The following is a 6,021-nucleotide window of genomic DNA, read 5'->3' as shown; positions in this document are numbered from 1 at the left end:
CGGAGCGGTATACCCAGGCGTGGCTGTCGCGCACAGGGTGCGCTCCCACAGACAAGAAGGCGCGGCAAGGAAAAGGCGGGACGATCAAAGCCGATGCGCAGCGAGACCCCGCTTTAAGTCCTCAGCGATTCGGGCGCGTTGCGCAGCGCTTTGAGGTACCCCCTGTGTACCCTCGGAGGTTGTCCCACAACCACGCGCCTCGAGCGTTCGGGCTTATCCCAGCACGATGCTGCGGGCGTTATCAGGCCATTCTCTTTGGGTTACTTTTCTCTTGGGCCAGCAAGAGAAAAGTGACTCGAGCGGCGGCAGCCGTTCGAAACGCCCGCCGCGTAGGCGACCCGATCGCGGAAGCGCAGCAATCGAAAGCCGGCAAAACGGAATGAACTCCATCCCGTTGAATCAGCCAGCGGACCCCGAAGCTTGGGCTACCGCATACCGCACGCTGTAAAGCCCTGCAATATCGATCAATATGTGGACCAATATGGCGGCGATCAGCCCGATGTACTGAAAGATGACGCCAAGGAAGATACTGCTGGCAAACAAGCTGATCGCCTGGGTCAATGTCGTCCGCGTGAGTGCCTTCATCTGGTACGCACGCACATGTGCCGCCACAAATATCAGTGAGGTGAGGACCATTCCGAGCACTGGCTGGAGTGCGGCGCGAAATAGCAGTTCCTCGCCAATTCCTGCAGCAAAACTCAGCAAGATTGGATTCCAACCGCCCAGGTCGAGGCGGCTGTAACTGGTCACAACGGATTTGGTAGAGCTATTGGACCTTTGCAGACTGTAAGCAATCCACGCCATCGACGCCGAGGAAGCACCTATCGCAAGACCGAAACCAACTTGAAGTGCCATCGATTGCCCGGCAGTGAAGATGGTCCAGATCGAGCTACGTCGCATGTACAAAAGGGCAAGCGCCAGCGTCGACATCACGACGCAGACAAGAACCTGCCTGGTGAGTCCTATTTTGGGATGAGCAACCTTGGGTAGCTCAAGCGGCTCCAGTGTCATATGACGCTCCTCTCATGTCTGCTCGGCACTTCCATGTGCCTCGTGAGGCCATTGGACACGTTTGTCGCGATGCAAGATCGATCTTCTCGATCTTACCTAGGACCGCATGCAGTCCTGCTGCCACTCTTGTGCGGCCACGCCGTCCAAAAGGGCCGTCCTTTTCTCTGCTACCATGCGCCCACCTGAGGTGACCCCCAGCCAGTCGGTTGGGAGTTGAAACGGGAATCCGGTGCGGCGCTGATGCGCCTATTCCGGAGCTGCCCCCGCAACGGTAGGCAGGCGCGATCCAGATGGGGATCGACGGAGCGACATCGAGCCACTGTGCCAAGCGCATGGGAAGGCGTCGTTCCGGAAGACATTGCGTCTTCGCCCGCGAGCCCGGAGACCGGCCTTGAGGTACGACCAGACAGGCGGTGGGCCGTGTCATGGATGTCGTGCATGCGCACGGCCGCCACGCTCCTCCTGCCTGTCTATTTCCCATGCGTTCCGCGCGGGCAGGCGCGGTTGAGGAGCAGTACTTTGACTACCCGACTTTCCATGATCCGTCGCGCCGCACTGGCGACGGCACTTTCGACCATCGTCTTCCCGGCGTTCGCCGACGACACGACCAACCTCGACGGCGTGGTGGTGACCGCCACGCGTACCGAGCAGACGCAGAACCAGACGCTGTCCGCGGTGACGGTGATCGACCGCGCCGATATCGAACGCCTGCAGCCGTCTTCGCTGGCGGACCTGCTGCGCGGCACGCCGGGCATGCAGATTGCCAACAATGGCGGTCCTGGCAAGGCGACCAGCGCCTTCCTGCGTGGCACCGAAGCCGACCACGTGCTGGTGATGATCGACGGCGTCAAGATCGGCTCGGCCACGCTGGGCACGGCGGCGTTGCAGGATATTCCGGTCGACCAGATCGAGCGCATCGAAATCGTGCGCGGCCCGTTCTCCAGCCTGTACGGCTCCGAAGCGATCGGCGGCGTGATCCAGATCTTCACGCGTCGTCCGGAAGGCGCCTTCGTGCCGTCCTTCAGCCTGGGCGTCGGCAGCTATAGCCATCTGAATGGCTCGGCCGGTTTTGCCGGCAAGAGCGGCGACGGCTGGTACTCGCTGGAGGCCTCTCACGATCAGACGCATGGCATCAATTCCTGCCGCGTGGGTGCCGCCGAAGTGGGCGCGGCCTGCTTTGCCGATCAGCCGGACAAGGATGGCTACCGCAACAATGCGCTGACCCTGCAAGGCGGCTACAAGTTCGACGAACAGTGGGACGCCGATGTGCGCCTGTTCCGCAGCGAAGGCCACAACTACTACGACGGCACGTACACCGACTCCGACAAGAGCGCCACGCAAGTGGTGGGCGGCAGCGTGCACTATCGTCCGGCGTCCAATGTGAAGCTCACGCTCAGCCTCGGCACCAGCGGCGATTTCAGCAAGGACTTCTACCAGGGTGTGTACGTCGATCGTTTCGACACGCATCGCGACCTGGGTTCGTTCCAGGCGGATATCGGCTTCTGGGGCGGCCTGCTGACGACCGGCTTCGACTGGCAGCGCGATCACGTGGACAGCACGGCCGGTTACATGAATGCATTTACGGGCGAGCCGGTGAACAGCCGCATCGACCGCGGCGGCTTCGTGCAGTGGCAGCAGACCTTCGGCAGCCAGTCGGTGCAGGCCAGCGTGCGTCACGACGACAACAGCCAGTTCGGCAGCAAGAACACCGGCAGCCTGTTGTGGGGCTGGGACTTCACCCAAACCCTGCGCCTCACCGCGAGCTATGGCACCGCGTTCAAGGCGCCGACCTTCAACGATTTGTACTACCCGTTCTACGGCGACCCGAATCTCAAGCCGGAACGTTCGAGGAACTTCGAACTCGGCCTGCGCGGCAGCTACGACTGGGGCTACTGGTCGTTGAACGCGTTCCGCAACAACGTGACCGACCTGATCACCTACGACGCCGCCACCCAGGCGCCGGGCAATGTGGACCAGGCGCGCATCCGTGGTGCGGAAGGCGTGGTGAGCGGGCACGTGCTGGGCTGGCTGGTGACGGGCACGGCCACCTGGCTGGATCCGCGCGACGAGTCGACCGCGTACGAAGGCAACCTGCTGCCGCGCCGTGCGCGCCAGACCGGCAATATCGATCTGGACCGCAGCTTCGGCGACTTCAGCGTGGGTGGCACGTGGTTCGTCTCGGGCCGTCGCTACGATGATCTGGCCAACCAGCATCCGCTGGGCGGCTACGCCATCACCAACCTGCGCGTAGCCTATGCCATCTCGCGCGATTTCAAGCTGCAGCTGGCATTGAACAACGCCTTCGGCAAGGACTATGAAACCGCCTGGTACTTCAACCAGCCAGGTCGCAACTACATGTTGACCCTGCGTTATCAGCCCGCGCAGTAATCCATGACGCCGGGGCCCGCGAAGGCCCCGGCGTTTTTCCATGCATTCGACCAGGAGTCGTTTCGTGAAAGCTCTTTCCGGTTCCCGTTTCAACGCGCTGTGGCTGGTACTGGTCGCGGTGATGATCGCTACCCGCTTCAAGCATTTCGGCGACACGCTGCATCTGCCTGATGCTTCGATGGCGTTGTTCTTTCTTGGTGGTCTCTATCTGCGCCGCCATTGGACCTTCGTGGTGATGGTGCTGCTTGCGGTGGCGCTGGACTGGATTTCAATCAGCTACGCGGGCGTGAGCGCCTTCTGCGTGACGCTGGCGTACTCGTTTTTGCCCTTGGCTTACGCAGTGCTCTGGTACGCCGGACGCTGGTATGCGCCGCGCGTGAATCAGGGCGCGTTGTCGCTGCTCGGAGCATTCGGCGTGGCCGTGTTGGCGGCCGTGGCTTCGTTCGCCATCTCCAATGGCTCGTTCTATTGGCTGGGCGGCCGTTATGCGCAGCCGCACATGAGCGAATACCTGGCGCGCCTGTGGCAGTGGGGGCCGCTGTTCGTGCGCACCACCCTGGGCTACGTCGCGGCAGCCCTGGTGCTGCATGCTGTGATCGTGCGCGCGGCATCGTCTTCTACGGCACACCAGAAGGGAGCCTGAGCATGAGCGACACGCCCGAAACGCCGAATGCCGAAGAACGCCACCGCGAGCGCATGCAGCGCAAGAAGGAGCTGGTCGATCGCAAGATCGCCCGCGCCACCATCGAGCGCGGCGTGCTGGTGGTGAATACCGGTAACGGCAAGGGCAAGAGCTCCTCGGGCTTCGGCATGCTGGCGCGTTCGCTCGGCCATGGTTTTCGCTGCGGCGTGGTGCAGTTCATCAAGGGCAGTTTCTCCACCGGCGAGGAAGCGTTCTTCCGCCGCTTTCCCGATGAGCTCGATTACCACGTGATGGGCGAAGGCTATACGTGGGAGACGCAGGACAAGGCGCGCGATATCCAGGCGGCGCAAGCGGCCTGGCAGGTGGCGGCCAATATGCTGGTGGATGAGTCGCTCGACTTCGTACTGCTGGACGAACTCAATATCGCCCTGGTCAAGGGCTATATCGACCTGGACATCGTGTGCGCCGCGCTGAAGGCGCGCCCGCCACGCCAGCACGTGGTGATCACCGGGCGCGGCGCGCCGGATGGCCTGGTGGAACTGGCCGATACGGTGACGGAAATGCGCCTGGTGAAGCACGCCTTCCAGGCAGGCATCAAGGCGCAGCAGGGCATCGAGCTCTGACGCGACGGTTCGGCGTGGCAAGCGGCACCAACGACGGAGTTCACCGATGACTGACCAGATCGCCTCCTGTCCTGCCTTGCTGGTATCGGCGCCTGCGTCGGGGCAGGGCAAGACTTCGGTGACGGCGGCGCTGGCGCGCTGGCATGCCCGGCAGGGCAGGCGCGTGCGCGTCTTCAAGACGGGTCCGGATTTTCTCGACCCCATGGTGCTGGAGCGCGCCAGTGGCGCGCCGGTCTACCAGCTCGATCTTTGGATGAACGGCGAGGACGACGTACGCGCGCGCTTGCATGAAGCGGCTGGCGAGGCGGATCTCATCCTGGTCGAAGGCGTGATGGGCTTGTTCGACGGCGGCCAGTCGAGTGCGGACCTCGCCCAGCGTTTCGGTTTGCCGGTGCTGGCCGTGATCGACGGTTCGGCGATGGCGCAGACCTTTGGTGCCCTGGCGCTGGGACTGGCGAGTTATCGCGACGGCCTGCGCGTGCATGGTGTCGCCGCCAATCGCGTGGGCAGTGCGTATCACGCGCAGCTGCTTGCCGGCAGTGTGCCGTCCCCTCTGCAGTGGTTGGGTGCCTTGCCGCGCGATGCGGCGCTGGCCCTGCCCGAGCGGCATCTGGGTCTGGTGGCCGCTGGCGAGCTGGGCGATATCGACGCGCGCCTGGATGCACTGGCCGACGCATGGGGCACCCATGCCAATGCCGAACTTCCGCCGCCGGTGACGTTTCCCGCAGCGTCACACGCGCCGGTGCCCAAGCAATTGCAGGGTTGCCGCATCGCGATTGCCCGCGACGCGGCGTTCTGTTTTCTCTATCCGGCCAATCTCGATCTGCTGCGCGAAGCGGGCGCCGACTTGCGCTACTTCTCGCCGCTGGCCGGTGACGCGCTGCCCGAATGCGATGCGGTATGGCTGCCTGGCGGCTATCCCGAACTGCACTTGCATGCGCTATCCGATAGCGACACGTTGCGCAGCGCCTTGCACGATCATGTGAATGCCGGTCGCCCGCTGCTGGCCGAATGCGGCGGCATGCTTTACGCGCTGGATTCCCTGGCGGGCACCGATGGCGCGGCGTTTCCGATGGCGGGCCTGCTGCGCGGTCAGGCGACGATGCAGACGCGACTGGGGGGGCTAGGCATGCAATCCGTTGCCTTGCCCGAAGGCGAGTTGCGCGGTCACACCTTTCACTACGCGCTAGCCGAAATCGACGAGGCGCCCTTGGCGATGGCCAGCAACCCGGATGGCGGTCCGAGCCGGGAAGGCGTGTTTCGCCGCGAACGATTCACGGCGAGCTTCATGCACCTTTATTTTCCGTCGAACCCGACGGCGGCCGTGGCCTTGTTCCGGCCATGACCACCGCCCTG

At 63.6% G+C, this 6,021-nt stretch carries 5 protein-coding genes and 1 riboswitch; of the genes, 4 read left to right on the top strand and 1 reads right to left on the bottom strand.

Features of this window, described 5'->3' with window-relative positions; translation table 11 throughout:
- Positions 1-399: 399 nt before the first annotated feature.
- The gene (locus tag AB4Y82_RS11150; RefSeq protein ID WP_441603151.1) at positions 400-1,011 is read right to left on the bottom strand and encodes a CPBP family intramembrane glutamic endopeptidase; all 612 of its coding nucleotides are present in this window, start codon (positions 1,009-1,011) and stop codon (positions 400-402) included.
- Positions 1,012-1,179: 168 nt separating this feature from the next.
- A riboswitch (cobalamin riboswitch) is annotated at positions 1,180-1,419 on the top strand.
- 30 nt (positions 1,420-1,449) lie between these two features.
- Between AB4Y82_RS11150 and btuB the strand changes: the two genes are divergently transcribed.
- The 4 genes from btuB to AB4Y82_RS11130 all read left to right on the top strand — a co-directional run bounded on the left by btuB (position 1,450) and on the right by AB4Y82_RS11130 (position 6,010).
- Positions 1,450-3,399 carry a TonB-dependent vitamin B12 receptor gene (gene btuB, locus AB4Y82_RS11145; protein ID WP_441603150.1) on the top strand — a complete coding sequence of 650 codons (1,950 nt, stop codon included), beginning with the start codon at positions 1,450-1,452 and terminating at the stop codon, positions 3,397-3,399.
- Between the two features lie 64 nt (positions 3,400-3,463).
- Positions 3,464-4,042 carry a hypothetical protein gene (locus tag AB4Y82_RS11140; protein WP_441603149.1) on the top strand — a complete coding sequence of 193 codons (579 nt, stop codon included), beginning with the start codon at positions 3,464-3,466 and terminating at the stop codon, positions 4,040-4,042.
- Between the two features lie 2 nt (positions 4,043-4,044).
- Positions 4,045-4,665 (top strand): cob(I)yrinic acid a,c-diamide adenosyltransferase, encoded by a 621-nt coding sequence (cobO, locus tag AB4Y82_RS11135; protein WP_441603148.1) that lies wholly within the window; start codon positions 4,045-4,047, stop codon positions 4,663-4,665.
- 46 nt (positions 4,666-4,711) lie between these two features.
- Positions 4,712-6,010 (top strand): cobyrinate a,c-diamide synthase, encoded by a 1,299-nt coding sequence (locus AB4Y82_RS11130; RefSeq protein ID WP_441603147.1) that lies wholly within the window; start codon positions 4,712-4,714, stop codon positions 6,008-6,010.
- Positions 6,011-6,021: the final 11 nt, after the last annotated feature.

The organism is Dyella sp. 2YAF14 (genome assembly GCF_052114725.1).
Taxonomy (GTDB): Bacteria; Pseudomonadota; Gammaproteobacteria; order Xanthomonadales; family Rhodanobacteraceae; genus Dyella.
Note: the sequence above shows the minus strand (reverse complement) of the source record. Positions and strands in the feature narration are given on the sequence as shown.